24 protein-coding genes and 7 tRNA genes are annotated in these 22626 nt (G+C 55.9%); 14 read left to right on the top strand and 17 right to left on the bottom strand.

What is annotated here, in order from left to right; translation table 11 throughout:
• Positions 1-428 precede the first annotated feature (428 nt).
• The 6 genes from CKALI_RS06400 to CKALI_RS06425 all read right to left on the bottom strand — a co-directional run bounded on the left by CKALI_RS06400 (position 429) and on the right by CKALI_RS06425 (position 4077).
• Entirely contained in the window at positions 429-1271 is an 843-nt protein-coding gene (locus CKALI_RS06400; protein WP_156192511.1) for a hypothetical protein, read from the bottom strand.
• Entirely contained in the window at positions 1246-1749 is a 504-nt protein-coding gene (locus tag CKALI_RS06405; protein WP_156192512.1) for a helix-turn-helix transcriptional regulator, read from the bottom strand. The genes CKALI_RS06400 and CKALI_RS06405 overlap by 26 nt, the downstream gene beginning before the upstream one ends.
• Positions 1750-1970: 221 nt before the next feature.
• Positions 1971-2183 carry a helix-turn-helix domain-containing protein gene (locus CKALI_RS06410; protein WP_156192513.1) on the bottom strand — a complete coding sequence of 71 codons (213 nt, stop codon included), beginning with the start codon at positions 2181-2183 and terminating at the stop codon, positions 1971-1973.
• 107 nt (positions 2184-2290) lie between these two features.
• Positions 2291-2659: a hypothetical protein gene (locus CKALI_RS06415; protein WP_156192514.1), complete on the bottom strand. Its 369-nt coding sequence runs from the start codon at positions 2657-2659 to the stop codon at positions 2291-2293.
• A complete protein-coding gene (locus CKALI_RS06420; protein WP_197079648.1) occupies positions 2656-3852 on the bottom strand; it encodes a site-specific integrase in 1197 nt (398 codons plus the stop codon). Before CKALI_RS06420 ends, CKALI_RS06415 begins: the two co-directional genes overlap by 4 nt.
• A 153-nt stretch (positions 3853-4005) precedes the next feature.
• A tRNA-Val gene (locus CKALI_RS06425) sits at positions 4006-4077 on the bottom strand.
• Between the two features lie 195 nt (positions 4078-4272).
• Here CKALI_RS06425 and CKALI_RS06430 point away from each other — a divergent pair.
• The 6 genes from CKALI_RS06430 (at position 4273) to CKALI_RS06455 (ending at position 4861) form a co-directional block, all read left to right on the top strand.
• Positions 4273-4345, top strand: a tRNA-Gly gene (locus CKALI_RS06430).
• Between the two features lie 24 nt (positions 4346-4369).
• Positions 4370-4441: transfer RNA gene (locus CKALI_RS06435), tRNA-Val, on the top strand.
• 40 nt (positions 4442-4481) lie between these two features.
• Positions 4482-4554 (top strand) — tRNA-Gly (locus CKALI_RS06440).
• Between the two features lie 42 nt (positions 4555-4596).
• A tRNA-Cys gene (locus tag CKALI_RS06445) sits at positions 4597-4667 on the top strand.
• Between the two features lie 9 nt (positions 4668-4676).
• Positions 4677-4748 (top strand) — tRNA-Val (locus tag CKALI_RS06450).
• A gap of 40 nt (positions 4749-4788) precedes the next feature.
• Positions 4789-4861, top strand: a tRNA-Gly gene (locus CKALI_RS06455).
• A 35-nt stretch (positions 4862-4896) separates the two neighbouring features.
• Here CKALI_RS06455 and CKALI_RS06460 read toward each other — a convergent pair.
• Positions 4897-5820: an asparagine synthase-related protein gene (locus tag CKALI_RS06460; protein ID WP_156192516.1), complete on the bottom strand. Its 924-nt coding sequence runs from the start codon at positions 5818-5820 to the stop codon at positions 4897-4899.
• Between the two features lie 29 nt (positions 5821-5849).
• Complete coding sequence (locus CKALI_RS06465; RefSeq protein ID WP_156192517.1) at positions 5850-6923, bottom strand: hypothetical protein; 1074 nt, start codon at positions 6921-6923, stop codon at positions 5850-5852.
• Positions 6924-7002: 79 nt separating this feature from the next.
• Between CKALI_RS06465 and CKALI_RS06470 the strand changes: the two genes are divergently transcribed.
• The 3 genes from CKALI_RS06470 to msrB are packed head-to-tail and all read left to right on the top strand — an operon-like array spanning position 7003 to position 9376.
• On the top strand, positions 7003-7698 hold the full coding sequence (locus CKALI_RS06470; protein ID WP_156192518.1) for a pyrimidine reductase family protein: 696 nt from the start codon (positions 7003-7005) through the stop codon (positions 7696-7698).
• A gap of 48 nt (positions 7699-7746) precedes the next feature.
• Positions 7747-8994, top strand: coding sequence for a glycosyltransferase family 87 protein (locus tag CKALI_RS06475; RefSeq protein ID WP_231580561.1), 1248 nt, complete (start codon positions 7747-7749; stop codon positions 8992-8994).
• Entirely contained in the window at positions 8972-9376 is a 405-nt protein-coding gene (gene msrB, locus CKALI_RS06480) for a peptide-methionine (R)-S-oxide reductase MsrB (protein ID WP_156192519.1), read from the top strand. Before CKALI_RS06475 ends, msrB begins: the two co-directional genes overlap by 23 nt.
• Before the next feature lie 75 nt (positions 9377-9451).
• Here the strand turns inward: msrB and hemQ are convergent, their stop codons facing one another.
• A complete protein-coding gene (gene hemQ, locus CKALI_RS06485; protein WP_156192520.1) occupies positions 9452-10156 on the bottom strand; it encodes a hydrogen peroxide-dependent heme synthase in 705 nt (234 codons plus the stop codon).
• Between the two features lie 160 nt (positions 10157-10316).
• Here hemQ and CKALI_RS06490 point away from each other — a divergent pair, with 160 nt between their 5' ends.
• Positions 10317-10937 carry a DUF3000 domain-containing protein gene (locus CKALI_RS06490; RefSeq protein WP_156192521.1) on the top strand — a complete coding sequence of 207 codons (621 nt, stop codon included), beginning with the start codon at positions 10317-10319 and terminating at the stop codon, positions 10935-10937.
• Positions 10937-12136 carry an HRDC domain-containing protein gene (locus CKALI_RS06495; RefSeq protein WP_231580419.1) on the top strand — a complete coding sequence of 400 codons (1200 nt, stop codon included), beginning with the start codon at positions 10937-10939 and terminating at the stop codon, positions 12134-12136. The genes CKALI_RS06490 and CKALI_RS06495 overlap by 1 nt, the downstream gene beginning before the upstream one ends.
• Here CKALI_RS06495 and dxs read toward each other — a convergent pair.
• The 5 genes from dxs to dut all read right to left on the bottom strand — a co-directional run bounded on the left by dxs (position 12133) and on the right by dut (position 17387).
• A complete protein-coding gene (dxs, locus tag CKALI_RS06500; protein ID WP_156192522.1) occupies positions 12133-14058 on the bottom strand; it encodes a 1-deoxy-D-xylulose-5-phosphate synthase in 1926 nt (641 codons plus the stop codon). The genes CKALI_RS06495 and dxs overlap by 4 nt on opposite strands.
• Positions 14059-14199: 141 nt before the next feature.
• Complete coding sequence (locus CKALI_RS06505; RefSeq protein ID WP_231580420.1) at positions 14200-15414, bottom strand: class I SAM-dependent RNA methyltransferase; 1215 nt, start codon at positions 15412-15414, stop codon at positions 14200-14202.
• On the bottom strand, positions 15407-16060 hold the full coding sequence (locus tag CKALI_RS06510; RefSeq protein WP_156192524.1) for a DUF3159 domain-containing protein: 654 nt from the start codon (positions 16058-16060) through the stop codon (positions 15407-15409). Before CKALI_RS06510 ends, CKALI_RS06505 begins: the two co-directional genes overlap by 8 nt.
• Complete coding sequence (locus tag CKALI_RS06515; protein WP_156192525.1) at positions 16057-16920, bottom strand: DUF3710 domain-containing protein; 864 nt, start codon at positions 16918-16920, stop codon at positions 16057-16059. Before CKALI_RS06515 ends, CKALI_RS06510 begins: the two co-directional genes overlap by 4 nt.
• A 23-nt stretch (positions 16921-16943) precedes the next feature.
• Entirely contained in the window at positions 16944-17387 is a 444-nt protein-coding gene (gene dut / locus CKALI_RS06520; protein WP_156193687.1) for a dUTP diphosphatase, read from the bottom strand.
• Between the two features lie 76 nt (positions 17388-17463).
• Here dut and CKALI_RS06525 point away from each other — a divergent pair, with 76 nt between their 5' ends.
• Positions 17464-17964, top strand: coding sequence for a DUF3093 domain-containing protein (locus tag CKALI_RS06525; protein ID WP_407643742.1), 501 nt, complete (start codon positions 17464-17466; stop codon positions 17962-17964).
• Positions 17965-18032: 68 nt separating this feature from the next.
• On the opposite strand, the gene CKALI_RS06530 is transcribed toward CKALI_RS06525, so the two are convergent.
• Together CKALI_RS06530 and CKALI_RS06535 are read right to left on the bottom strand one after the other, a co-directional pair.
• Positions 18033-18326, bottom strand: coding sequence for a DUF4193 domain-containing protein (locus tag CKALI_RS06530; RefSeq protein WP_156192527.1), 294 nt, complete (start codon positions 18324-18326; stop codon positions 18033-18035).
• Between the two features lie 170 nt (positions 18327-18496).
• Positions 18497-19330 (bottom strand): inositol monophosphatase family protein, encoded by an 834-nt coding sequence (locus tag CKALI_RS06535; RefSeq protein ID WP_156192528.1) that lies wholly within the window; start codon positions 19328-19330, stop codon positions 18497-18499.
• Between the two features lie 57 nt (positions 19331-19387).
• Between CKALI_RS06535 and ppgK the strand changes: the two genes are divergently transcribed.
• Together ppgK and CKALI_RS06545 are read left to right on the top strand one after the other, a co-directional pair.
• The gene (gene ppgK / locus CKALI_RS06540) at positions 19388-20149 is read left to right on the top strand and encodes a polyphosphate--glucose phosphotransferase (RefSeq protein WP_326519782.1); all 762 of its coding nucleotides are present in this window, start codon (positions 19388-19390) and stop codon (positions 20147-20149) included.
• A 216-nt stretch (positions 20150-20365) separates the two neighbouring features.
• On the top strand, positions 20366-21916 hold the full coding sequence (locus tag CKALI_RS06545) for an RNA polymerase sigma factor (RefSeq protein WP_156192530.1): 1551 nt from the start codon (positions 20366-20368) through the stop codon (positions 21914-21916).
• A 75-nt stretch (positions 21917-21991) separates the two neighbouring features.
• Here the strand turns inward: CKALI_RS06545 and CKALI_RS06550 are convergent, their stop codons facing one another.
• Positions 21992-22597 (bottom strand): hypothetical protein, encoded by a 606-nt coding sequence (locus CKALI_RS06550; RefSeq protein WP_156192531.1) that lies wholly within the window; start codon positions 22595-22597, stop codon positions 21992-21994.
• Positions 22598-22626: the final 29 nt, after the last annotated feature.

Below are 22626 nucleotides of genomic sequence, written 5' to 3' on the forward strand. Positions count from 1 at the left end.
TCCTATTCTCGTTGATTGGATGTTTCTCATTAACCATATCACAAATTCCCGAAATTTCACCCCACGACGGGGGTATTGACTTGCACCCCTTTAAATTAAAGTGTAGGGCGTTTTAGGTTTTAGGTGTGTTAGAATCTTCTCAGAGCTTCCAAAACGGCAAGCTCATGAACATGTTCATAGCTTCTACCCAGAGGTTCGACGTGCTTAATAATTCAGCACAACGCCCGGCGCACCCGCTCCCAGACCAGAGAACGCGCCGGGCGTTGTGCTGTCTAGCCCTCTAAGGAGTCTGCGTAGCACCCAGTCATCTTGGGTGGCAAGTACTTAGCTAGGCCTGTCTCGCTCTCCTGCTCGAGGTAGCGTCCTAATCCTGTCTCGCTCTCCCGCTCGAGGTATTTCTCAAGGCTTCCAGAATCAAAATTGTCCATCTACGCCACCGCCTTAACCACGCCTGCTGGTGGGTAGATCATGACGTATGGCATACCTGTTTCGTCTTCGTCCCAGTCGAGAGTGAATCCGAGGGCTTCCAAGTTCTCCTGTTCAGCCTGCATTCTCTTGTAGCCGTGACCGTAATTAAACAGCCAATAGCCATGCTCTTCGATACCGTGAACCCACCATCGGCAATTGTGGACATACCGACGCAGCAATTCGCAAACAGACTCAGCCGGTGCCATGCCTTCGTTGGGTGGCATGACGGAGTACCCGGCGACGATATTCGAGAAAAATGACTGAGAGTCGTAATGGCCTTCCATGACAACCTCAACGCGGAAGCCGTGAGCCTTCAAGATCTCCACTTGAGAAGCAACCCGGTTTTTATCTGCTGCATCGGTAGTCGCGGTAAATCTCAGCTCTAGGGTCCTGCCTACCTGTTGGGCGCTATCCCACAATGGCGACGGCTCCACGTCTGCGCCTTTGATGGCCTTCGTGACCTTAGCCAGTGTCGTGACGGTCTCCACCTTCTCAACGAGCCAGCTCTCAGGAAATGCCCAGGAGTCCTGGCAGATCATGGTGCTGCCAGGGTGGGTAGGGTGCTCGATAACGCGACGTTCTAATCCGGCATCCTTCATGGCGTAGCGGAGACGCGATGACAAATCGGTTACCTCATGGGGGAGGTTGGTTTCTCCTGCCTTCTCGCGGAAGGCTGCGAGATCGATGCTGACGATCTCCTGTGCCATGTCCACGGCAATTAGTGGCGATGCAATTTCGCGTAGCTCATCGCGGTGCATCTTAGAGACAACGAGGTCTCTAATTTCTTGTGCTGAATACTTCATTCTTACTCTCCTTCTTCTCTGCTGTGAACATGTCCTTAACTAGGGTGTAGGTCTCGTACTGGTCATGTTGTGGGTAGATCTCCCAGCCAGTTTCGCGCAACTTTTCAAAATCGCGGTACGCCTTAATGACTTCTTCGGGATCTTCTCCCCCGAGCGAGATCTCAGCAAAGCCGTGCATGTCAATCGCATCACCCCACAAGGCGCTGCGATGCTCTCCCAGCTCCGCGCGAATGGCCTTGACCTTCGGACCCGCCACGAACTGGATCTCCCCGCTCCCGTCATTGAGCGGGACAAAGTACGTTCCGAAATTGGAAATCACTTCATCCGTGCCATTTATAAACGCTTGTACCGCTGAGAGCCTGTAGCGAACTTGGCCCTCTAGCTTGACATGGGCGGGGCCCTTGCCATCTCTGCGCCATGAGTACAGCGTCTGCTCCGTGACGTTGAGCAGACCCGATACCTGTTTACTTGTCAACATTTTATTGACTGTTGTACTGGTCACTTTTCCTCCTTAGGTGTGTTGTAGATCACTGCTGGGTGTATCGTACCATACCCCCTATTGACAGCCATTGATTAGTAATGTAAAGCCTAAGTTTTCCCAGGTCACAACCGCTCCAAAAATAGGAAAATCGACGCCAAAGATAACGTTTTAGTAACATTATTTGGCGTCGATTATGGGGCGGTTTTCGCGCGATGGCATTACATGGCTGCACCCATCGGGTACATGGCGGACTCAATTTCTGAGATCTTCAGACGAATTGGGCCACGACAACGGCCACCAATTCGGTATGCGGGAATTTGCTTTTGGGCAATCATCCGCCGAAGCAATTTATCTGAGACGGCAAAATGTTTCGACGCATCTTGCAGGGTTACGTACGGCTCAGTGTCGGCATGAGAAAAGCCAGTGGACATAGTTCACTCCTTCAAGTGAGCCGTCCTACTGGCTGAAATATTTTGGCCTCATTTGGCCGGGAAGCTATTGGGTTATGCCCTCAAGTTAGACAGAGCTGTACAGAATGTCAAGGCTTACCGAAAAGTTTGTTCCACGTCTCGCGGGTGATCGGTTCAACGGCTATTGCTTCCGCGTGGTGCATGTGGTGCCCGTCAGGGTCAATCGACCTCACGTCCTCCTGGCTGAGATTCACATTTTTAGGGTCGCTGTCAGTCCAGGGCAACAGGCCCTTGATGTGCCCACACGAGACAGCTACCGGAACTATCGGGTCACTCTCTAGCTGCCAGGCGTGCCCGTCATGGAAGGCTAGAGCCGGGACACTGTCGCCGGGCGTGCCTTCTACTTCGAGCATCACCACAAAACCGACAACGCACCCGCGAGGGCACCTGTAGGTTGTCCGGGCGATTCTGCGCAGAGTTTTGATGTCCAGGGTCATAGCGTGATCGTCTCCCCTAGCTTGTTCATAACCTCTTGAGTACGTCCAGGGCGAACTTGAGCGTAGACCTCGAGGACCGTTGTTAGGTCGCGGTCGCCAATGATCTTGCCAACCACGGAAGGCTCCACTCCTTGCTCCAATAGTGCCGTGGTGACGAATCGACGGCCAGAGTGTGGATGTACCCGCTTCTTGATCTCTGCCTTATCCTTCATCGCCTTAACCGTGGATCGGTAGGACGTATCCATAACAGGGCTTCCGCTTCTCGTCGTGGTGACTAGATCGTCATCATCTGGTCCGGTGAAGGTCTCTAGATGCTTCATGATGTCGGCATAGAACGCCTTGAAAACCGGCACAGTGCGCATTCCTGCTGGTGTCTTCGTCTTGCCCATAGAAACCATCTTGCCGTCAATTCGCTGATAATTGTCTTCAACCTTGACGGAAATACTGGTGACTTCTCCCTTCTCGTCGCGGGTGACGAGGATGTGTTTCCGCTTTAGCGCGATGGCTTCACCTATTCTCAGGCCATGGAAGAACACTAAGGCTGTCATGAGCTTGTAACGGTCACTAGCCTGTCCGTAGAGAGCTACAAGCTCGTTCACGTCGAGAAGATCCTTCTCATAGGTGGGCTTCACCTTCCGTTTTCCAGCCTTGACACTGATTGGGTTAGCTGGAATCAATTCGTCCTCTACGAGGTCAGCGAATGCGCTTCTTAGATGCTGGTAGGCCTTCCGGTTCATCTCTCCACTGTCGGGCCACTGGTCCGTGATCTGGTCCCACCACATCCGCGTCTTGGACACGGTCACCTCCTTCACGGGGAGATCTGCGAACGAGCCGGGAACACCATCGCCTGTAATCCTGCGATCTACGCGGTCGCGATATTTAGCCATCGTGGAGACGGCAAGGCCTTCGCGCTCCTTCTCGTCCAGCCAGCGAGCCATGAGGACGCGAACGGTAAAAGCTTCATCGTCTTTTTTCTCCTGCTCTGCTGCTATGCGCTCAGCCGGGGGTGTCCAGTGCCCCTTACGAATGAGGTATTCCTCATCCTCGAGCCACTGGTGGGCATCACCAATCAGATAAAAAGTCTCTGGTGCTTTATGGCGCAGTCCATCCGGTCCAACGTATCGAGCCTGAAACTTGCCACTTGGCAGTTTGCGGATATTGCCAAAGCTGCTCACTTCGTTCTTTTTCGCCATGTCGTGCCCTCGTGCCCTCGTGCCCACATTCGTGCCCAATGTGTGGGCACAAACGGTTATTTTCGTCCAATACTGTCTAAGGCGCACTTTACGGCAAATAGGCCTTGACATGCGAAAACCCCGCTTTACCAGGGGGTAAAACGGGGCGTGTTGTGGTCCCAGCTGGGATCGAACCAGCGACCTTTCCGGTGTGAACGGAACGCTCTTCCACTGAGCCATGGGACCTGATGTGGAACTGGTCAATACAGTAGCACCAGAACTCGTCAAAATTAAAATTGGGTAAACCGAGTACAACTGGCTGCTAAATTACATCACCGTAAGTTCGAAAATCCGGCGTTGTAGTGCAGATTTGTTAACTTAAGCCTAAACGCGCTAATGTTTGTGTTCGCACCAAACAACAGCTTTTGTTGTTCGTGCAATGCGGATGTAGCGCAGTTGGTAGCGCATCACCTTGCCAAGGTGAGGGTCGCGAGTTCGAGTCTCGTCATCCGCTCTGATTTTTTCGGAAATCAATCCTGCGCGTTTAGCTCAGCGGGAGAGCGCTTCCCTGACACGGAAGAGGTCACTGGTTCAATCCCAGTATCGCGCACCGGCACCACGCATGGCGCCAGAAATAAATGAATGCGAATGCGGATGTAGCGCAGTTGGTAGCGCATCACCTTGCCAAGGTGAGGGTCGCGAGTTCGAGTCTCGTCATCCGCTCTGGTACTTTTTTAAGTACCTGAGGCGGGAATTTCCTGCCACGGTGGAATGGCCGAGTGGTGAGGCAACGGTCTGCAAAACCGTGCACACGGGTTCGATTCCCGTTTCCACCTCGCACGTTAGCGCGTTTAGCTCAGCGGGAGAGCGCTTCCCTGACACGGAAGAGGTCACTGGTTCAATCCCAGTATCGCGCACTGGTGCCCGGCGGGGCACCAGATAAAACCAATACGTAATGCGGATGTAGCGCAGTTGGTAGCGCATCACCTTGCCAAGGTGAGGGTCGCGAGTTCGAGTCTCGTCATCCGCTCAAGAATGGTGGGTCTGCTTCAGCGGACCCACCTTTTACTTTTGTCCCTGTCCAAGCATGAGCCACAGACGCCCGATAATATTCTCCGATGATTCTTCGAGTGGGTCCGAATACGCAATGTGTGATTTATCCCGGGAAAGCATGAGCCGGGCCGAACACTCCAATGCTCGAATCGCGCCTGAAGAAGACTGCATAGGATCTTTGTTCGTGAAACAAAAACTTGGAGCAATCCCCCGCTGCTTCGCCATCTCTCGGAACAACCACTTGTCGCATCCAAAATCTTTGCCACGCACGACGTATGGGTTCAACTTCTGCGCGATCTGTGTAGCACGGTGAGACTGCCAGAGCTGTACATGTCGCTCAGGATCGGCCAGGATTCGGGAGTAAAAGTCAGGAATGTTCCTGTGGTAGGTAAAGTGCGACGCGATTTCCCCTTGAACCGTGGAGGCCCATTCAGCAGGAGTGAGAGTCTTACCACCGCAAAACAAGGCATCAGCTCCAGCGCCAGTGAAGATCAAGCCATTTGCACCGTGTTTGCGCGCCACGTCGTCGCAACACCGCAGAACTGCACCTGCGCACACTTCCCACACATCCGCCGAGGACAAATCGTGCGCTACCGATTGAGCAACACAACCAAATTCCTCTGAGGTAGGTTCCGCTACAACAAACTCCATCCCGAGTCCCTCTGCTACTGCAGCCGCGATGCTTCGCTCTTTACGTCCGACGTAGTCATCGGAGATGCAAAAGTGAACTGCTAATACGTCTGGTGACTTGTCGGAAAGATAGGAAGCAATCAGAATCGAATCGATGCCACCCGAAAGCAAAAGTGACGGGCGTTGGTCGTTGGTTGCAAGCAGAGCGTCAATTCGAAGGTTTATGAATTCATCTATCATCGCCCGTGCGGAATCTACGTCGGTTACATCATGCGCCCCCTTTTCGATCTTCTGGTCGTCCGCCACATACTCGACGGGCGCTCCTAAGTCACCGTTCACTTCTCCAATCCTTTCTGCGAGACGAATTGAACCTTTTGTACTTTCGGACGCGCCAAAATGTGCACCATCATGAAAAAGAAGATGACGAAAATGGAGCCGGACAAGATGATGGCTACCCTGCCTTGTACCGATACCCCGCCCGCGATCGAGGAACCGATAATCACGGCTAGAAGCGCGATCAACGAAACGAAGAGGGCAAGGATTTCCATGATGCGAAAGAGCATGTCACGATACTGAGCCTCAAGGCTTTTCGTGTGAGCGGCGATCATTGCCTCCACTTGTGCGATCTGCTGTGCTCCTTGAGCTTCGAGTTCTTCTCGCATGGTGGTCATCTTTTGGTTTAGAACATAGAGTGAATTTTTTTGAGTCAGAATGTTGCCACGTTCGCGCACATAGTCGCCATGAATGACGACCTCTTTCGCAGGCAGGGCGGCAATCGCAGTGTCGATGGAATCGATGGCCTTTTCGTATTCGCCGAGTCTACGATGACCTTCAGCGCGGCGCATCCAAGCATTCGAGTCCTTCGGATCTAGACGAATCAGTTGGGTAGAAATATCAACCAGTTTGTCGCCGTAGGCGCCGAGCGGCGACAGCCACATTCCGTGAATTAGCAAATGCAGAATTTTTGGATGATCACTCTCAGCAATGACCTTTTCGATGTCCTCTACCCTTACTTTTTCCCCTTTGGCCAGGTCGGCAAAGAGGCGAAAGGCACTGACAATTGCGTGATACTCTTTGGGAACTTCGTCGAGAATCCCAATTGCCTGACGGATCTTGCGATAATCGAAATCGAATCGGGCAGATTGCAAATAGCAATAGATGATCGTGAACCCTCGCAAACCTGGCTCAGCGTTCGTGAGTTCCCGGCGCTGAACGATGTCCACGGCGCTATTGTTTTTGCTTCGGGCGTACCAACATACCCCCGCTGCCAAGTTGAGCATGTCGGAGAACGCAATATCGTTATCGACGATCCAGGTGGCAAATCCCGAAACCCAATCCGTTGGTTGTGCGTCAACGATCGCATGCATCTCCGACGCGTACGAATCATAGTCAACTTCAGTTTGTGCCACGCCAGCTCCTCGAGTGTGATCTGACATACCTACTACAATGGCATGTCGATAGTCCATTATCACTTACGAAGGTACTTTCATGCCCACTTCTTCGCTCTCATCGTTGATCGGTCCCGTTCTAGCTCCAACGATGCCGGAGGTGCGAGCAATCTGCGTGAGCAGCATCAATGGCAAGGCATCGCTAAACGGACGTTCGCACGGATTAGGATCGCCACTCGATTTCGAGCTATTGAATTCTTTGCGGCAATGGTCGGATTGTGTTCTCGTCGGTAGGAAAACCGTAGTTTCGGAAAACTACTTTGGAGTGCGCACAAATGTGGGTGACAAGGAGACGCGACTCCTTCGCGGACAAAGCCCTGTTCCACCAATCTGTGTAGTGACTCGCTCGTTAGATATTGATCCGAATTCTCAGTTCTTCACCGACACTTCCACGCCCCCCTTGATCCTTGTACCTGAAAACACAAGTGTGACCGAGCACGGCCGACTTCTCCAGGCCGCAGGGGCAAGCATTCACGAGTTTTCTGCCAGTGCTCTGGACAAATTGCATTCACTCGGGTTTCGTAGAATTCTCGTTGAGGGCGGACCACAACTTATTGGCGCGTTGCTAAGCCAGGGGTCCGTCGATAAGCTCCACGTTACGGTCGCTCCGTGGATCGTGTGGAGTGATGAAGCTTCTCTACTGCAGGGTATCGAGGTAACTCAGAAATTGGAACTAGAGCACCACGCCGCCGACGAAGACGGCTGCGTTTTTCTGCGATATCGCGTGCGTAAATGAGTGTTGCTCACCGTCGATCCCATTGGCGGCAGTTACTGTGATCAAGTGATGAATGCGATTGAAAGCCGGATGGCGCAGATCTGGGTTGCGGGTGAGCCTGTGTCTGATGAGCTGCGCCGTCGTCGCACCCCCATAGATGCGCTAGCAAACGCCGCTCTCTGGCCGATTGCTCTGATGCTCATTATCCATCGGGTCTTCGTGTTAGCCATCAACGGCAACGTGACGGATGACTTTTCCACCGTGTACTACGCGCTGCGCCGATTTCATGATGGTGTCTCGGTCTACAACGAGACCTATCATTTCGTTGATCCCCACTATCTTTACAGCCCTGGTGCGACCTTGTTCTTGTCCCCGCTCGGGCTGCAAACCGACTTTGATACCGCGCGCACCATTTTCATCTTGGCCAATGCACTAGCCATCGTGGCTGCGCTGGGAATGATAACCAGGCTCTTCGGGTACTCGCTACGCAGCGCCCTCTTTCCGTTTTCTGTAGTGGCGGCATACCTCACCGAGGCCGTGCAAAACACCCTGGTCTTTTCAAACATCAACGGCCTGCTATTACTCGCTCTGGCGTCCTTTTTAACACTGCTGAAATCCGATAGACGCTGGTCAGCAGGCCTGATTTTGGGCGTGGCTATTCTGATCAAACCTATCTTTGCCCCGCTGCTGTTCTTGCCGTTTGCTAAGGCGAACTGGCAAACAATTGTCTCAGCTTTCGCCATCCCAATCGCATTCAATGCTGCCGCTTGGCCGATCGTGCCACAGGCAAGCGACTATGTCACCCGTACCGTGCCTTACCTGGGCTTGACCAGAGATTTCGCCAACTCTTCCCTCCCCGGCATCGCCCTCTACTTTGGGATGCCACAGTGGCAGGAAAAGTTCTGGTTTTTCCTTTTCGCCCTGATCATTATCGCTGGCCTTATCGCGCTGCTGCGATACCGCTACAGTGACCCGTTGCTGTGGATGGTGTGTACCGCGTCGCTGCTCCTCGCGGGCGTGTTCTTCTTGTCGTCGCTAGGCCAGATGTACTACTCCATGCTGCTGTTCCCGCTGCTGTTTACTGCCACCTTGCGACGCTCCCCCATGCATAATCCCCTTGCCTGGCTGGCTGCCTACGGTTTTCTCACCATTGACAACTGGAACTCCGACGAGTGGATCGATACCGGCCGCTGGTTCACATTCCTCCTACCGACTGTTGGTTGGGCGTTGATCCTTATCGTTATCTCTGTGAGCGCGGTAGTATGGGCGCTTTCAGAACAGAAAGGCACCCACCATGACAGACTTCAAGCTGCTTAGCGACGACCAATGGCGGCAGCGCCTCACCCCTTCGGAATATCAGGTGCTGCGCGAAGCGGGCACTGAAGCTCCGCACACCGGTGAATACACTGACACTTTCGCCGAGGGTATCTATTCGTGCCGCGCCTGCGGCGCCGAGCTGTTCCGCGCCGACGCTAAATTCCAGGCACACTGTGGCTGGCCTGCTTTCTATAGCCCTCTTGCCGGCGATCGAATCATCGAACGGGAAGACAACTCCCTGGGGATGCGCAGAGTTGAGGTGCTATGTGCCAACTGCGAATCCCATCTGGGGCACGTGTTCGAGGGAGAAGGTTACCCGACTCCCACTGATCTGCGGTACTGCATCAATTCGATTTGCATGACCTTCGAGCCCGCGAAGTAATCAAGTTTTTAATCGTTTGTTGCTCCAAACAGAAAAGGCCTTCCCCGAGGGGAAGGCCTTTGTCATATCTCAGCTTTAAGGCATAACTTCGATGATTTCAGAGATGTCCGCGACGCGACGGCCGGAGAAGAACGGAACTTCTTCACGCACGTGGAGACGAGCCTCCGTGTAGCGCATCTGGTGCATGAGGTCGACAATGCGGTGCATTTCCGGTGCCTCGAAAGCGAGCATCCACTCGTAGTCGCCCAACGCGAATGCAGGAACAGTGTTCGCACGTACATCTGGGAACTCGCGGGCAGACTGGCCGTGCTCAGCGAGGATACGACGACGCTCCTTGGCATCCATCAGGTACCAGTCGTAGGAACGCACGAATGGGTACACGCAGATCCAAGCACCTGGCTCTTCGCCCATGATGAAGGACGGCAGGTGGGAGCGGTTGAACTCTGCAGGACGGTGGAGGGAGGTGCCGGTCCAGAAGATCTCGGAAACCTGTCCCAGAACGGTCACACGACGGAAGTCGTTGTATGCCTTCTGGATGTCGGCAATTTCTTCAGCGATGAACCAGATCATGTAGTCAGCTTCAGCGCGGATACCCGAGATGTCGTAGATGCCGCGCACGGTGACGACACCGGCCTTCTCCAGTTCGGCTAAGAATGCTTGCGCCTCAGCCACAATGTCCGCACGTTCGTTGCCCAAGGCGCCGGGAAGCACCTTGAACGTAGCAAACATGGAGTAGCGCTGCATGCTGTTCAGCTTGTCGAAATCCAACTTCTCGGCCATCGAAAAGGGTGTCCTTTCTCAAATGAATGTTCTGCCCAACTATATCAACCTTTAGTTGGAGAGAGGTCGAAGGCTGATGAAACCAGGGACGTCGATAAGCCTGCAGGCTCTCGGCGCGCCTTCACCACCCCGGCCACTTCGCTAGATACCTTGGATCCTTGTGAGCGACTCCGAAATTCGTAGCCTTATCTCGACAGCTGGCAAGCAGCAGGTTTCCGAGCCTGTTGCGTTCAAAGACGCTGTCGAATCAATGCACCGTGCGCAGCTTCGGGACGAGATTTCACTGGGTCCGATTCGTCCACCACAGCGACTAGCCCCGTTCAGTCACGCGATCGGTTTGGAAGTCGCACATCCGGACACCGATATCATCGCAGCTGAAAGTGAAGGCGACGCTTTTGGGCGCCTTATTTTGCTGCACGACCCAGGCTCTGATGAGACCTGGGACGGCGACATGCGACTTGTCGCTTACATTCAGGCCGACATGGACGATTCTGTCGCCGGCGACCCGCTACTGCCTGAAGTTGCGTGGGAATGGCTCAACGAAGGCCTTGACACCATCGGAGCCCAGTACAGCAATCTGGGGGGCACTGTCACCTCCACGGCATCGGTTCGCTTCGGCGAAATTGGTGGCCCGCCACGCGCCTTCCAGCTTGAGTTGCGGGCCTCTTGGACAGCGCAGTCCAATGACCTCACCCCCCACGTTGAAGCGTTCGCACAAGTTCTGGCGAATGTTGCCGGTCTGCCACCTGCGGGCATCGCAGAGATTGGCTCCACCACGTAGTGAATGCGCCGCTGCTGCTCGAGCCTCGCGACGGCCTGCCAGCGGTCGCCCACACCCCTGAAGAATTCATAGCTGCCGCACGCGCGCTTGATGCCGGCCGCGGCCCCTTTGCCATCGACACCGAGCGCGCATCCGACTACCGCTTTGATGACCGCGCCTTTCTGATTCAGATCAGACGACGCGACTCTGGCACTTTTCTCATCGCACCTGAAGGCCACCGCCCCGAGTGCCGAGCAGCCCTCGCACCAGTACTCAATGGTCAGGAATGGGTGTTGCACGCGGCGGCCAGCGACCTACCTGCACTGTACCAACTCGGTCTGAAACCTGGCCTGATTTTTGACACCGAAGTCAGCGGTCGGCTGCTCGGGCTCCCCAAGGTCAACCTGGCAGCCCTCACCGAAGATGTGCTCGGGGTTGCCCTAGAAAAGCAACACGGCAACGAAGACTGGTCCACTTGGCCCCTGCCCGAATCCTGGATCAATTACGCTGCCTTGGACGTAGAGCTGCTGCTCGAGCTCGCCGAGGCGCTCACTGAGCTTCTCGACGCCGCTGGCAAACTCTCCTGGCTCGTGCAAGAATGCGCCCACATCGCAGCCACTGCGGCCCCGGCTGATCCAACGTGGCGTGATCTCAAGGGGGTCGGAAAGCTGCACACCTCGGAACAGTTGCTCATCGCCAAGACATTGTGGGAGCGCCGTCAAGCAGTGGGGCGTGAGCGAGACCAAGCGCCACATAAGATTCTCGCCAATAAGGCGATCATTGCCCTTGCCACCTCCTTACCCACCTCCAGGGAAGGTGTGCGTTCATCGATCGGGCGTCGTGCGAGTTCGGGCTTGGTGTCGCGTATTTCCGTGGCAATGAACCGCGTTCGCACTAGTCCGAAAGAGACGTGGCCACAGCCTACGCGGCGCGACTACAACCTAGCGCCTGCCCCACGTTCCATGTGGAGCTCCAGCTTCCCGGACGCACAGGCAGCGTTGGAGGCCGCTCGAATGCATCTCGCAGAGCTCGCAGAGGCAACCCACACCCCTCAGGAGAACTTGATCCAACCGGCTATCTTGCGGGAGATCATTTGGGCAAGCGTGGTAACGCGAAAAGTGACCACGAGCGCGCAGTTGCGCGACTACATGGCCACCGTTGGAGTGCGTCCTTGGCAGCAGGAGCTCACCGCTCCCCTGCTAGCCGAGATCCTTATTTAGACCTCTGGTTCCTCGTCATTCGTAGTGATCTCTTCCAGCCATTCGGTGACAGATGCAATAATGCCCGGTGCGTCCATACCCAGCTCTTCCAGCAGCTGGCCACGGGAAGCGTGCTCGAGGAATTTCTCGGGAACAGCAATGTGGCGGACCGGCACATCAATGCTCGCGCAGTTCAGTGCTTCAGAAATCAATGCGCCAATGCCACCGTGCATGACACCGTCCTCAATGGTCACCACCAAATCGTGATCATCGGCTAGTGCCAACAGCGAAGGGGCAACGGGAACGACCCAGCGGGGATCGACCACAGTGACGTTCGAACCGGATTCTTGCAGGGCATCGGCGGCAATGAGTGCGTCGTGAGCCGTCGAACCGGTGGCAATTAACAAAATGCTCGGAGTTTGCTCGTCCTGATCAGCCTCACCATAGCGGAGTACATCGACGCCGTCGTGAAGCTGCTCGATCGCCTCAATCGGTTTCGGCAGATTGCCCTTCGGGAAGCGGACGACGGTAGGTCCAGTGGAAACCTCGATTGCTTCATCGAAAAGCTCAACGAGCTGTTCCCCATCGCGCGGCGCGGCGATTCGGATGCCTGGCACGATACTGAGCAAGGAGTAGTCCCACACACCGTTGTGGCTTGCACCGTCAGAACCCGTGATGCCAGCGCGGTCGAGCACAAAAGTGACCGGCAGGCCCGTCAGCGCAACATCCATGAGCACTTGGTCAAAGGCACGGTTCATGAAAGTGGCGTAGATCGCTACTATTGGGTGCAGACCGCCCAGCGCTAAACCGGCAGCGGAGGCAACTGCGTGCTGCTCTGCGATACCGACGTCATAAAAGCGCTCGGGGAAACGAGAGCCGAATGCGGCCAGTCCGGTAGGACCTGCCATCGCGGCGGTAATCGCCACGATGTCTTCGCGACGTTCGCCGGCATCAACCAGCGTCTTGGCAAACTGTCCAGTCCAGGACGGTCCGGATTCCGACAATGGGTCTCCGGTGCGCGGATCAATTACTCCGGTGGAGTGCATAAGGTCAGCGGTGTTGGCCTCCGCCGGGGCGTATCCGCGCCCCTTTTCCGTCACAACGTGGACGATCAGCGGGCCTTCGTACTCCCGGGCGTACTCAAAAGCATGCTCCAATGCCTTGAGATTGTGGCCGTCCACTGGGCCAATGTACTTCATGCCCAGTTCTGGGAACATCTCGGTGGTGATGACGGTGTTCTTCACGCCTTCCTTGAACGCGTGCAGCGCGTCAAAGGTGCGACGTCCGACCCACCCCATAGAGTTCAAGGTGGACTTGCCTTGCTCCATCACGCGGTCGTAGAACGGCTGCATGCGAAGTTCGGCTAGGTTCTCGGCCAGGCCACCGATGGTCGGTGAATAGCTGCGGCCATTGTCATTGACCACGATAACTACGTTGCTGCTTTTGTCCGTGGCAATGTTGTTCAGCGCTTCCCAGCACATACCGCCGGTCAAAGCACCATCGCCGACAACGGCTACGGTCTTGTTCGCCTTGCCAGTCCGGGCAGCGGCTTTAGACAAGCCATCCGCCACCGACAGCGACGCGGAGGCATGGCTCGATTCAGTCCAGTCGTGTTCGCTTTCAGCCCGACTGGTGTAACCCGACAGTCCGCCCTTTTGACGCAGGGTGTCGAATTGGTCGTGCCGGCCAGTCAGAATCTTGTGAACGTAGCTCTGGTGCGACGTGTCAAAGACAAACGGATCTGTTGGCGAATCAAAAGCCTTATGCAATGCGATCGTCAGCTCGACCACACCGAGGTTCGGCCCTAAGTGACCACCCGTGGCAGAGACCTTTTGCACTAGAAAATCCCGGATTTCGCTCGCCAGTTGCTCGAGTTGCTCAGGACTCAGCGCCTTAACATCTGCGGGCGATGCTATGCCAGCAAGAATTTCGCACTCATCCATGAAGACACCTTTACCTAACCAAATCCATCTCTACCTGCGCTGTTTCGCCTTTGAAGCGAGCTAGTTCATCAACGCGCCCCGTAAGGGGGCCAGCTATTTCTCGCAATGATACGCGGTCTCCCGCTCCTGTTTCCAGCAGCCCTAGTCGCGTGTCAGGAATGCGAATGTTTCACTGTGGTGCGTGCCTGGGAAAGCATTGAACATCCTGAGGTCGCGCAGGCTATATCCGTGTTCGACCCATACTGCCAGGTCACGCGCCATTGTTGCCGGGTCGCAACCAACGTGAACAACAGCCTGTGGTGTTGATTCTGCGAGCTTGTGGATGACCGCCGCGCCGGCGCCTTTTCGTGGTGGATCGAGCACGATTGCTGCAGCAGCAGGCAGCTTGTCGACGACCTTCGCCACGTCACCGGTAACAAACTCAACCTTGGCATCCTGTACGGCTGCGCGCCCCGCCTTTGCGGCACCGGCTCCGAGCTCCACCGAGCTAATGCTGGCATTGGGAAGCGCAGTTCTAATTGCGGGTACGAATAGACCCACGCCACCGTAGAGATCCCATACGTGAGCATCTGCTGGCAGCTCGGCGGAACTGAGCCATTCGGTCACCGTGTCTGTATAAGCTGTCGGTGCTGCAACGTGAGCTTGCCAGAACCCCAAGGGATCAAGGTGGAAAGTGGTGTCACCAACCTGTTGCTCGACGGTGGCTGGTCCACTGATCTTCCGGGTTTGTCGAGTCACATTGCGCCCTCGAGCTGCCTTCTTGGATTCGACCACAGTGCGCTGGCCATTACTGCCCACAGCGACAACTAGCTCCGCTCCTGGAGTAAATCGTGCATCGGCAGCAACGACATCGTCCAAAACGCCCGCAGCTGCTTGAGCGCACACGGCACCGGTGACGATCTCATTGGACAACGTTGCCCGCATGCCGGCACGCCCTTGGCTATCTACCCCGAGGCGGAAGCGGGTTCGCCAACCAACGGTCGGCTGAAGGTCAATTACCTCGATTTCCGGCAGGTTCTCCAATTTACCGATCCGTTGGAGCTGCTCGGCAACCGTTTTTGCTTTGATCTCCAGTTCCAATTCCGGAGAAGCTGTACTGAAGTCGCAGCACCCAGCACCTGCTGCCGCTGCAGGACAACGGTGTGGCACCCGGCCGGGCGAAGATTCGACAATGTCGTCGATACGCGCGCGAGCAAACCTCTTCTTCACCTCGACCAAGGTGGCCCGCACGGTATCACCAGGCAATGCTCCGGGAACAAAAATCACTGCGCCCTCGTGTCGTGCGACGCCTTCGCCGCCGTGGGCAGCAGAGTCGATGGTGAGAGTGAATTGGTCGCCGATGCTCAGGCTATCCATGTGATTGTGCTTCCTCTTGTGCAGCATTGGCGCGACGCACAGCCCAGACAGTCAACAGTGTGACAAGTCCGGTGAGTGGCCAGCCCATGATGAGTTTGACAGCAGCCAAGGTGTTGGTTGCGTCCTGGTTGTACAGATTGTTTTGGACAAAGAATCGAGAAAAGAACACCACGGCCCAGGCGCCGGTGGCCAGGTCGTACATCCGTAACGCGATTTTGTTCTTTCGCCACGACATGTCCTCGCCGTTAATGCCCCTCCAGATGACTCCGACAGCGGGCCATCGCGACGCGATGGAAAGAAGGAAAACAATGCCGAAGAGCAAGCTCACCCAGATCCCATACAGGAAGTAGCCTTTGGCGTCGCCCGTATACCACGCGATGCCCGCTCCGATAGCCACACCGATGACACCCGAAACTGCGGGCTGCATGTTTTCTTTGCGCACCATTCTCACAATGGCGATCACGAGTGCGACGCCCAGTGCCGCAGCAAGAGCGGGAAGGAGCCCTAATCGGTTGTTGACGGGGATCAGGACCAGGATTGGCAGTGTCGATGAAACGAGGCCACTGAGTCCGCCCATTTGCTCCAAGAGGGTGGGCTCGGCGTCCGTCGCCGCTTCGGTATTCTGTACTGCTGGGCTCTGGTTCATCGACCCTCGTTTTCCTGATGCTGTGCATCGCGAGCTTGCATTTGCTGCAGCGCGGAACCGGAATCGGGGTGTACCTCGGGACCTTGGTTGTCCGGTACTGGGGAAGAATCCGCTGGCGTTGAAGGAGCTTGCGCAGATTGCTGGGTAGGAATTGGTGCTCCGCCTTGAGCTGCTCGTTCGCGCATCGCCTGTTGAACTTGTTCGACCAACGGAGCAGGCATCACCACTGGCAATACGGTTCCCGCCATCATCGGGTTCTCACCTCGATAGACGAAGGTTCGAGCAATGATCTCTCGACCTAGTAGTGCGAGGTCCGCAGCAGTTTCGTTGGGAGCGGCCAGCGTCACGCGCAGTGTCCAACGATTCCCTTCGGCACCGATCATGCGAATAGTCGCGTGTTCAGTTTTGCCGACGATCTCCGGCCCCCAGGGGCCTTCTTCCAACTCGGCTTCCAAGCCGTCTCGGCTCATGCCTTCCTGAATCTCTGCGATTGAATCCTGCCAAAGACCTCCGGAAAGCGCAGAAGCGAAAGCTACGGGAGTTACCCGGCCAACCTTGGTGACGAGGTGGACCATACGAGGACCATCCGGACCCATTTCCACTTGTACTTCGGACGGGCGTGGCATAGGAATCTTGATCGAACCAAGGTCTAGTACACCGTCCGAGAAATCTGAGAAATCGAACTCTTCGATTGCAACCTCGTCACCATCGAAAGGGCCACGGTTGGGGTCGGCGGCAGGCACAGTCGCAGGAACTTGCTGCGGCGCGATTACTGACTCAGCAGACTCCACACTTGAAGTGTCGCCAGAAGTTGCTTCGGGAGCATCTACGGTGTCGTTCTTTTTCGAAAATGGCCACATGGTTGTTTTACCTGCTGCTTTCTCTATCGGCCGGTTGAGCCGTGTCCACCAGTTCCGCGGACAGTCTCGTCAAGGTCGTCGACTTCTTCAAAGTCCACCAGTTCAACTCGTTGAACTACCAGTTGAGCGATGCGATCGCCACGTGTGATCACGATGTCCTCGCGTGGGTCAAGATTGATCAGGCACACCTTGATCTCCCCACGATAGTCGGCATCGACAGTACCTGGAGCATTCACAATCGAAAGTCCCTGCCGAGCAGCCAATCCACTACGGGGATGAATCAGACCGACAGTCCCCAGCGGAAGTGCAATAGCGATTCCCGTCCCTACGAGAATTCGTTCACCTGGCGCAATAGTGACCGACTCTGTGGCATAAAGGTCGGCACCGGCGTCACCCCGGTGTGCACGTCGCGGAAGCGGAAGGTCCGGATCGAGTCGTTTGATCTGGATCGTAGCGGGGAAGTTCATTTCACTCACGCCTCCTACCCTAGCTTTTGTCGACTTAAGCGTGCGGGATTAGTGGCGTTGTGGCGGTCTAGTAAGGTTGGTTCTCGTGAATACATCAGGTTCGAAGGAGACACCTGCCTCCCCGGCGGTCCTGTATCAAGAGCGCCAATGGGTGCCGTGGTACTGGTGGTTAGCAGGTTTAGGGATTTCGTTTCTCACGGCGGCGCAGATTGCGCACAATCGTGATGAGATCTGGTTCTGGGTGCCCTTTATCTTCTTTGGCACCATCGCGCTGTGGTCGCTGTGGCGGTTATCGAGCACGCACATTGCCGTGGAAAAGGACGCAGATGGCCTCACTTGGCTGCGCGCGGGGGATGCGAACCTCCCAGCTGCCGTCGTTTCCCGGACACTCGCGGTACCGGCTACGGCTAAGCGCAATGCGATGGGCCGCCAGCTAGATCCCGCAGCTTTCGTAGTGTCCCGAAGCTGGATCCCCGAGATGGCGATGTTTGTCCTTGACGATCCAGAAGACTCCACTCCCTACTGGCTGGTCACTTCGAAGGATCCAGACGCACTCCTGGCGGCTTTCCACTCTTAAGTTCGAAGAAAAACGCCCCGCGCTACCTCAACAACGAGGCAGGCGCGGGGCATTTTTGTGATGTCCTACTAGGCGCAATCGAGGCAGATGATCGTGCCGTCGACCTCCGTATGGGAGATGCGATTGCGACGCTGTACCAAGAAGCAGCTACCACAGGTAAATTCATCTTCGCGGCGGGGAACCACGGTCACGTTGAGCTCTTCGCCGGAAAGATCGAGAGCTGGAAGGTCAAACGGCTCAACCATGTCATCGTCATCGTCCATATCGCTGACGGTGTTTTCTGCGGCCTTCAGACCTTCGAGAGAGTCAGTCTCGAGTTCGTCTTCGATGCGGCGGCGGGGTGCGTCGTAGTCGGTAGCCATGCCTGTAGGTTCCTTTTGGATTGGTTAAGAAACAGCCAACCGATGGTGGTTGACGAATGTGCATATATCGTCGCGGATATTAAAACAACTTCGCCCATTTGTCACGTTGCCACCAAGACTTTTTCAAAACTCTTTCCCCACCTGCACTTTTTCGGAGCGGATGCCCCCTCTTACTGCACCCGAAGCGGCCCAACGGCGTTGAGTTCTTCGAGGACAACCAAGAGCTGTTCGAAGATGCCTGGCGCAGCCACCATAGTGAGCTCTCCGTTCGCCCCAGAGCTGGACAATGGCGGGATGTGAATCTCCGCGCCGGCCTCCGAAGCAATCAAACTGCCCGCCGCATAATCCCAAGCGTTGAGTCCGTGCTCCCAATGCGCATCTACCTGGCCTGATGCCACCGCGCAGAGGTCCAAAGCGGCGCTGCCCATGCGTCTGATGTCACGCACCTGCGGTAGCAGCTTTGCGACGATCTCCCCTTGCCTGGCCCGTCGAGCAGCTGCATAACCAAATCCCGTTGCTACGAGAGCTAGCGACAGCTCGCTGACATTGGTGCAGTGCAGTTGAGTGACGTTGTCGGACGTGCGCAGCTGCGCACCCTGACCTTTGGCTGCGCTGTACAGATCGCCAGTTGTCACGTTGATCACGGCCCCGGCCACGACCTCCCCGTTGACAGCGGCACCAATCGATACGGCAAATTGCGGAATGCCGTAAAGGAAGTTGACGGTTCCGTCGATCGGATCAATGATCCAGGTCACGCCAGAAGCTGAAGCCGTCTCAGTGCCTTCCTCACCGATTACCCCGTCCTGCGGCCGAAGATCTTGGAGTGCGCTGACGATGCATTCTTCGGCATAGGTGTCGACGATGGTGACGGGATCGACTGGAGAGCTTTTGGTTTGGGTGAAATTGGCGATGTCCCCAAGCTCCGCTCGCTTTTCACGAATCCTGGCCGCTGCGTCGAGCGCGACGCGCTCGGCTACTAACTGAAGTTCTTTGACGTTGTCCATGCCCCCATTGTGTCCCTACTCCGGCTCCACGCGCCTGCGGAGGAGAACTTCTCTAAAATGATTGACATGACTCAATTCGGTTTCGGCATTGACGTAGGCGGTTCCGGTATCAAGGGCGGCATCGTTGACCTCAGCACAGGTGAGCTCGCCGAGGAACGCATCAAGATTCTTACCCCTCAGCCCGCCACCCCAGATGCTGTTGGCGCGACGGTAGCAAAGATCGTCGCACAGGCTGACTGGGAAGGGCCGGTCGGCATTGCGTTGCCCTCGGTGATCAAGAAGCAGCATGCTCTCACCGCTGCCAACATCGATCCGACCTGGGTGAACACCGACGTGCAGGAACTTTTCCAGCGCCACCTCACTGCACGCGAAATCTTCGTTCTCAACGATGCCGACGCTGCCGGCATCGCGGAAGCGAACTTTGGCGCTCAAGAAGCCAACACTGGGTCGGCTATCCTGTTGACCTTCGGAACCGGAATCGGCTCTGCCTTTCTCCTCAATGGCGAGCTCTTCCCCAACACCGAGCTCGGTCACCTCATGATCGACGGCAAGGAAGCCGAGCACCGTGCTTCCTCTGCCGTGAAAGACCGTAAGGGGCTCAGTTATCCGGAATGGGCGGCGCGCGTAGACCGGGTACTGCACGAATTCGAAGCACTTTTCCAGCCAGATGCTTTCATCGTCGGCGGTGGAATTTCTCGCAAGCATGAAAAGTGGGTACCGCTGCTGACCGTATCCACTCCCGTCGTTCCCGCCGAGTTGCGAAATCAAGCGGGAATTGTTGGGGCGGCTATGGCCGTCGAAAAGCGCTTGCTCCCATAAAACTGTGGGGTCAACGCACACCAAAAATCAAAGTTGCTCTATACTGGCGTGTTGACCGTTGACTTCAGGTAAGCATCGGCTCGGACATCTTCTACATGTCGCAGCTAAAGCGATACGTGAATACACCACCCGTTGATGTCCAGCGATGCGCTTGATTTCTGCAAAAGCGCCAGCCACTGAGATTCACCACGCAAGTCGTGGTGGGGCTGGTACTGGATGAATGATCAAGGTGAAAGGGCGTACGTGGTAGCCACCGACTCTCCTGATTCGGCACAACCTGAAGGTGCTGCTGAGAAGAAGACTGTGAAAAAGGCAGTGAAGAAGGTCGCAAAGAAAGCTGCGCGTAAGGCTAGCCCGCGCGCAGCTCAGCCGACGGCCGATTCTGTCACGCCAGCTGCAGTCGTCGAGCCAGCCGCAGCAGAAACTGATTCTTCCACCAGTTCGGATGCTGCAGAGGCCCCAGTAAAGGCTGCTGCAAAGAAAACCGCCAAGAAGGCAGCAAAGAAGACTGCTAAAAAGGCGGCGAAGAAGACCGCCAAAAAAGCAGTAAAGAAGACTGCCAAGAAGGCTGCGAAAAAGGCTGCTTCCCCCGCTGAATCAGCTCCAGCAAAGGGCCTTGAAGGCGAGAAGCTCGACGACGACCTAGAGACCGAGCTTGACTCTGAGGTCGACGAGGACTTCGAGGCTGAACCCGACGAAGTGTTCACCGAGTTGGGCGACGACGAAGAAGCCGAGGTCGAGGAGGAAGAAGAGGAAGAGGGTTCTTCCGTCTGGGACGAGGACGAATCCGCTGCTCTTCGCCAGGCCCGCAAGGATGCCGAGCTCACAGCTTCCGCCGACTCGGTACGTGCGTACCTGAAGCAAATCGGCAAGGTTGCTCTGCTGAACGCAGAGCAGGAAGTATCTCTGGCCAAGCGGATTGAAGCCGGGCTTTACGCCACCTTCAAGCTTGAGCAGATCGAAGAGGCTCTCGCTTCCGGGGACAAGGATGCCAAACTCACTCCTGCGGTCAAGCGCGACCTGCGCGCTATTGCCCGCGACGGCCGCAAGGCTAAGAACCACCTGCTAGAAGCAAACCTTCGCCTGGTGGTTTCCCTGGCCAAGCGCTACACCGGCCGTGGCATGGCATTCCTCGACTTGATTCAGGAAGGCAACCTCGGTCTCATTCGCGCCGTGGAGAAGTTCGATTACACCAAGGGCTACAAGTTCTCCACGTACGCCACCTGGTGGATCCGCCAGGCCATCACTCGCGCTATGGCTGACCAGGCTCGCACGATTCGTATCCCAGTCCACATGGTGGAAGTCATCAACAAGCTGGGACGCATCCAGCGTGAACTCCTCCAGGATTTGGGACGCGAACCTACGCCGCTTGAGCTGGCCAAGGAAATGGACATCACGGAAGAGAAGGTACTGGAGATCCAACAGTACGCTCGCGAGCCGATCTCCCTCGACCAGACCATCGGTGACGAGGGCGACTCACAGCTGGGCGACTTCATCGAAGATTCCGAGGCCGTCGTGGCCGTGGACGCAGTCTCCTTCACCTTGTTGCAGGACCAGCTCCAAGACGTCCTCCAAACCTTGTCAGAGCGTGAAGCGGGCGTCGTCAAGCTGCGTTTCGGTCTCACCGACGGCATGCCACGTACCCTTGATGAGATCGGCCAGGTTTATGGCGTGACCCGAGAGCGCATTCGCCAGATTGAATCGAAGACGATGTCGAAGCTCCGCCACCCTTCGCGCTCGCAAGTTCTGCGCGACTACCTAGACTAGGTCGTAGCGAAGCAAAGCCCTTGTTTCAGACTGTTCCCGTACGGGATCGGTTCGAGACAGGGGCTTTTTCGGTTCCTATCTACCGGATTCCTCAACCACTTGGTCAATGCACTCAACTTGCTCATCTTCGGGCAGCAAAGCACATTCCACCATCGCCTGAAGATTTGCTTCTTCGTTGACGGCTGCGACCACCAAGAAGAAGAATCCCACGATGCCCGCGAAACAGATTCCGCCGAAAATGTTAATGACTAGAGCCCAAATGGACATGCCTTTGTGCGCGAGCTGCGGGTGAGCTTTTCCTGATCTTCCTAAAGCAAAGAGGGCAAGAACGAATCCGAGCACCAAGAACACCCACGACACAACGATGCCGATAACGGTGAGCGTTAGGACAAGTCCGACTATCGACAAGCCAAGTGCCCACCCCGCCGCAGGGTTGCCTTTGACCTCAGGCTGCTGCGCATAGTGGGAGTACTGCGCATACTGGGCATAAGTGGGCGCCTGGGTTGGTGGCGGATTAGTAGGATACTGCGGAGAGGAACTCGTGGTAAACGTGGCTTCAGGAACCGCAAACCGTGTTGGGAACTGTCGCGCTGGCCTCTCGAAAGCTTGGTTCTCGTGACTGGTGGAGCTGTCGAAAGAAGACTGCTCTGGTTGTTGCGCAGAATTGTAGGGATTAGTCACGGCAGAAACCTTCCTCACTTCAACCTGGG

The sequence above is a fragment of the Corynebacterium kalinowskii genome, assembly GCF_009734385.1.
In the GTDB taxonomy this organism is placed as follows: Bacteria; Actinomycetota; Actinomycetes; order Mycobacteriales; family Mycobacteriaceae; genus Corynebacterium; species Corynebacterium kalinowskii.

Bases quoted from the DNA above. Each gene is read 5' to 3' on its own strand.
- CKALI_RS06470 (WP_156192518.1), top strand. From the start codon at position 7,003: ATGCCCACTTCTTCGCTCTCATCGTTGATCGGTCCCGTTCTAGCTCCA.
- CKALI_RS06420 (WP_197079648.1), bottom strand. From the start codon at position 3,852: ATGGCGAAAAAGAACGAAGTGAGCAGCTTTGGCAATATCCGCAAACTG.
- CKALI_RS06515 (WP_156192525.1), bottom strand. From the start codon at position 16,920: ATGTGGCCATTTTCGAAAAAGAACGACACCGTAGATGCTCCCGAAGCA.
- msrB (WP_156192519.1), top strand. From the start codon at position 8,972: ATGACAGACTTCAAGCTGCTTAGCGACGACCAATGGCGGCAGCGCCTC.
- dut (WP_156193687.1), bottom strand. From the start codon at position 17,387: ATGAACTTCCCCGCTACGATCCAGATCAAACGACTCGATCCGGACCTT.
- ppgK (WP_326519782.1), top strand. From the start codon at position 19,388: ATGATTGACATGACTCAATTCGGTTTCGGCATTGACGTAGGCGGTTCC.
- hemQ (WP_156192520.1), bottom strand. From the start codon at position 10,156: ATGGCCGAGAAGTTGGATTTCGACAAGCTGAACAGCATGCAGCGCTAC.
- CKALI_RS06405 (WP_156192512.1), bottom strand. From the start codon at position 1,749: ATGTTGACAAGTAAACAGGTATCGGGTCTGCTCAACGTCACGGAGCAG.
- CKALI_RS06535 (WP_156192528.1), bottom strand. From the start codon at position 19,330: ATGGACAACGTCAAAGAACTTCAGTTAGTAGCCGAGCGCGTCGCGCTC.
- CKALI_RS06400 (WP_156192511.1), bottom strand. From the start codon at position 1,271: ATGAAGTATTCAGCACAAGAAATTAGAGACCTCGTTGTCTCTAAGATG.
- CKALI_RS06415 (WP_156192514.1), bottom strand. From the start codon at position 2,659: ATGACCCTGGACATCAAAACTCTGCGCAGAATCGCCCGGACAACCTAC.
- CKALI_RS06505 (WP_231580420.1), bottom strand. From the start codon at position 15,414: ATGGATAGCCTGAGCATCGGCGACCAATTCACTCTCACCATCGACTCT.
- CKALI_RS06475 (WP_231580561.1), top strand. From the start codon at position 7,747: ATGAATGCGATTGAAAGCCGGATGGCGCAGATCTGGGTTGCGGGTGAG.
- CKALI_RS06510 (WP_156192524.1), bottom strand. From the start codon at position 16,060: ATGAACCAGAGCCCAGCAGTACAGAATACCGAAGCGGCGACGGACGCC.
- CKALI_RS06410 (WP_156192513.1), bottom strand. From the start codon at position 2,183: ATGTCCACTGGCTTTTCTCATGCCGACACTGAGCCGTACGTAACCCTG.
- CKALI_RS06545 (WP_156192530.1), top strand. From the start codon at position 20,366: ATGAATGATCAAGGTGAAAGGGCGTACGTGGTAGCCACCGACTCTCCT.
- dxs (WP_156192522.1), bottom strand. From the start codon at position 14,058: ATGGATGAGTGCGAAATTCTTGCTGGCATAGCATCGCCCGCAGATGTT.
- CKALI_RS06530 (WP_156192527.1), bottom strand. From the start codon at position 18,326: ATGGCTACCGACTACGACGCACCCCGCCGCCGCATCGAAGACGAACTC.